At 59.9% G+C, this 3769-nt stretch carries 2 rRNA genes; both read left to right on the top strand.

Annotated elements, in window-relative coordinates:
• The first annotated feature begins 348 nt into the window (after positions 1 to 348).
• Positions 349 to 3479 (top strand): 23S ribosomal RNA (locus CUT39_RS08325).
• A 159-nt stretch (positions 3480 to 3638) separates the two neighbouring features.
• Positions 3639 to 3755: ribosomal RNA gene (rrf, locus tag CUT39_RS08320) — 5S ribosomal RNA — on the top strand.
• The last annotated feature ends 14 nt before the right edge of the window (positions 3756 to 3769 follow it).

The raw sequence follows: 3769 nt of genomic DNA, 5'->3' as shown, positions 1-3769 counted from the left end.
TTTTTGGTGTGTCGACTGCGCGCTGTTTTCCATCCTTGAGGCCTGCTGGGGGCTCGGTCGTGTTGGCGCGGCGGGGTTGCCGGTGGGTCTCGCACCCTGTTGGGGTTCTGAGGCAATGGGTCTCGGAGCCTGGTCATGCTGCGGGCACGCGGTGCGTGTCGGGTGTGGTTGGTGTGTTGTTTGAGATTTGTATAGTGTGCGTGAGTGTCTTTGTTTCTGCCTTGACTGACAGGGCTGCGCTGCCGTGTGGGCTGTGGGTGGTTGATCTTCGGGTTGATGGTCTGCGGTTCGGTTGGGGCGCTGGTTCGTTTTCGGGCTGGTGTCCCTGGTGGTGTGGTTTGTGGTGTTGGTTAAGTTGTGTAGGGCGCATGGTGGATGCCTTGGTGCCGGATGGCCGATGAAGGACGTGTGAGGCCGCGTTAGTCCTGGGGGAGTTGTCAACTGTGCTGTGATCCCAGGGTTTCCGAATGGGGTAACCTGGCCGGGTTGGTGCCCGGTCGCCGCTTTCTGAATGTATAGGGGAGTCGGTGGTGTGGCGGGGAAGTGAAACATCTTAGTACCTGCTGTGGAGAAAACAAGAGTGATTCCGTGAGTAGTGGCGAGCGAAAGCGGAGGAGGCTAAACCGGGTTCGTGTGATAGCCGGCAGGTGTTGCGGGCTCGGGGTTGTGAGGCATGGGCGTTGTCCGCTGCCGCGGGCAGGTGTCTGGTGTGTTGGTTAGCTGAACGGTCTGGGAAGGCCGGCCGGAGTGGGTGAGAGTCCCGTAGGTGAAGGCTGATGTGCTGGGTGCGGCTTGTGTGCTCGAGTAGTGCGGGGTTCGTGGAGTCTCGTGTGAATCTGCCAGGACCGTCTGGTAAGCCTAAAGTGGTCCGGTGACCGATAGTGGAGAGTACCGTGAGGGAATGGTGAAAAGTACCCCGGGAGGGGAGTGAAAGAGTGCCTGAAACCATGTGCCTGTAAGCCGTCAGAGCCCGGTGTGGTGGATTCGTCTGCTGCGGGTGGGTGATGGCGTGCCTTTTGAAGAATGAGCCTGCGAGTCGTGATGTGCAGCGAGGTTAACCCGTGTGTGGGGGAGCCGGAGCGAAAGCGAGTCTGAAGAGGGCGTTGAGTTGTGTGTTGTGGACCCGAAGCGGGGTGATCTACCCATGTCCAGGGTGAAGCGGCTGTAAGAGGTCGTGGAGGCCCGAACCCACCTAGGTTGCAAACTGGGGGGATGAGGTGTGGGTAGGGGTGAAAGGCCAATCAAACTCCGTGATAGCTGGTTCTCCCCGAAATGCATTTAGGTGCAGCGTCGTGTGGTGCACCGGGGTGGTAGGGCGCTGGTTGGGTGATGGGCCGTGTCGGTTACTGAGCTCAGCTAAACTTCGAATGCTCTGGTGTTGAGTGCGGCAGTGAGTCCGCCGGTGAGAAGATCGGTGGTCGAGAGGGAAACAGCCCGGATTACCGGCTAAGGCCCCTAAGGGTGTGCTGAGTGGAAAAGGATGTGGGGTCGCGTTGACAGCCAGGAGGTTGGCTTAGAAGCAGCCATCCTTGAAAGAGTGCGTAATAGCTCACTGGTCGAGTGGTTTCGCGCCGATAATGTAGCGGGGCTGAAGTACACCGCCGAAGCCGTAGCAGCGCTGGGCAGGTTTTGCTTGTCCGGTGTTGGGTAGGGGAGCGTCGTGCCAGAGGTGAAGCCGAGCCGTGAGGTAGCCCTGTGGGGTGTGTTGGTGGATTTGGTGCGAGTGAGAATGCAGGCATGAGTAGCGTGACGGCTGTGAGAATCAGCTGCGCCGATTGACTAAGGGTTCCAGAGGACGGTTGTTCCGCTCTGGGTTAGTCGGGGCCTAAGGCGAGGCCGAGAGGCGTAGTCGATGGTGAACCGGTTGATATTCCGGTACCCGAGTGCCGCGATGGACGCGATAGCGGTTGTGCTAACCGGTCGGTTGCTGGTGCCGCTGCCATTTCGGTGGTGGTGGTGTTGGTTGCTGGTTGGGGTCCCTGCCGTGTGTAGTGTAGTGATGGGGTGACGCAGTGGGGTAGCCGTACCGTCTGGTGGATCAGGCGGGGTAAGGTGGTAGCCCGTCCTCTCAGGCAAATCCGGGGGGATGTGGGGTGAGCGCTGAGGCGTAGCCCGTCAGGGTGAATTCGGTGATCCCGTGCTGTCGAGAAAAGCCTCTAGCGAGTGGTGTCTCGGCCCGTACCCGAAACCGACACTGGTAGTCAGGTAGAGTATACTGAGGCGTTCGAGTGATGTGTGGTTAAGGAATTCGGCAAATTGCCTCCGTAACTTCGGGAGAAGGAGGGCCCTCGGTCGTGGCCGGAAGCCGGCGGAAGCGGTTGGGGGTTGCAGAGGCCAGGGAGAAGCGACTGTTTACTAAAAACACAGGTCCATGCGAAGCCGTGAGGTGAGGTATATGGACTGACGCCTGCCCGGTGCTGGAACGTTAAGAGGATCCATCAGCCCTTCGGGGTGTCGTGGTGAATTGAAGCGCCAGTAAACGGCGGTGGTAACTATAACCATCCTAAGGTAGCGAAATTCCTTGTCGGGTAAGTTCCGACCTGCACGAATGGCGTAACGACTTCTCCGCTGTCTCAACCACATGCTCGGCGAAATTGCAGTACGAGTAAAGATGCTCGTTTCGCGCGGCAGGACGGAAAGACCCCGGGACCTTTACTATAGCTTGGTATTGGTGCTTTGTCTGGTTTGTGTAGGATAGGCGGGAGCCGTGGAGTCCGCCACGCTAGTGGCGGCCGAGGCGTTGGTGAAATACCGCTCTGGTCAGGTGAGGCTTCTAACCTGCGGCCCTGGATCGGGTCGGGGGACAGTGCCTGGTGGGTAGTTTAACTGGGGCGGTTGCCTCCTAAATGGTAACGGAGGCGCCCAATGGTGCCCTCACGTCGGTTGGAAACCGGTGTTTGAGTGTAAGCGTAGAAGGGTGCTTGACTGTGAGACTGACGGGTCGAGCAGGTGCGAAAGCAGGGGCTAGTGATCCGGCACCGGTGTACGGATGCGGTGTCGCTCAACGGCTAAAAGGTACCCCGGGGATAACAGGCTGATCTTCCCCAAGAGTCCGTATCGACGGGATGGTTTGGCACCTCGATGTCGGCTCGTCGCATCCTGGGGCTGGAGTTGGTCCCAAGGGTTGGGCTGTTCGCCCATTAAAGCGGCACGCGAGCTGGGTTTAGAACGTCGTGAGACAGTTCGGTCCCTATCCGCCGCGCGCGTTGGAGATTTGGTGGAGGGCTGTCCCTAGTACGAGAGGACCGGGATGGACGAACCGCTGGTGTGCCAGTTGTCCCGCCAGGGGCATGGCTGGTTGGCTACGTTCGGGAGCGATAACCGCTGAAAGCATCTAAGCGGGAAGCGTGCTTCCAGATGAGATCTCCGTCAACGAACCGTTGGTGAGGCGCCCGGGAGATGACCGGGTTGATAGGCCCGACATGGAAGCGCCGCAAGGTGTGGAGTGGACGGGTACTAACCGCCGAGGACTTAACCCAACATGCAAGCAAACCCGCGAAAGGCGGGCCCTGCGCAGTCTCCGCTGGTGGGGACGGGGGCGCTCACGCACGCTATGCGATTCTGAGGCAACACACCGCCCGCCTCGGGCGGCCCCGCTGGGCGGGGCCGACCGGAGGGGGGCGGGGCTCACTGGTTTGTTTGGTGGTGAGAGCGGAAGTGGCACACCCGGTCCCATTCCGAACCCGGTCGTTACGGCTTCCAGCGCCGATGGTACTGCACTCGCGAGGGTGTGGGAGAGCAGGACACCGCCAAACAACACAACACGAAA

Source organism: Glycomyces xiaoerkulensis (assembly GCF_002798405.1).
Taxonomy (GTDB): Bacteria; Actinomycetota; Actinomycetes; order Mycobacteriales; family Micromonosporaceae; genus Glycomyces; species Glycomyces xiaoerkulensis.
The sequence above is the reverse complement of the archived record's forward strand: the minus strand, read 5'-3'. Positions and strand labels throughout refer to the sequence as shown.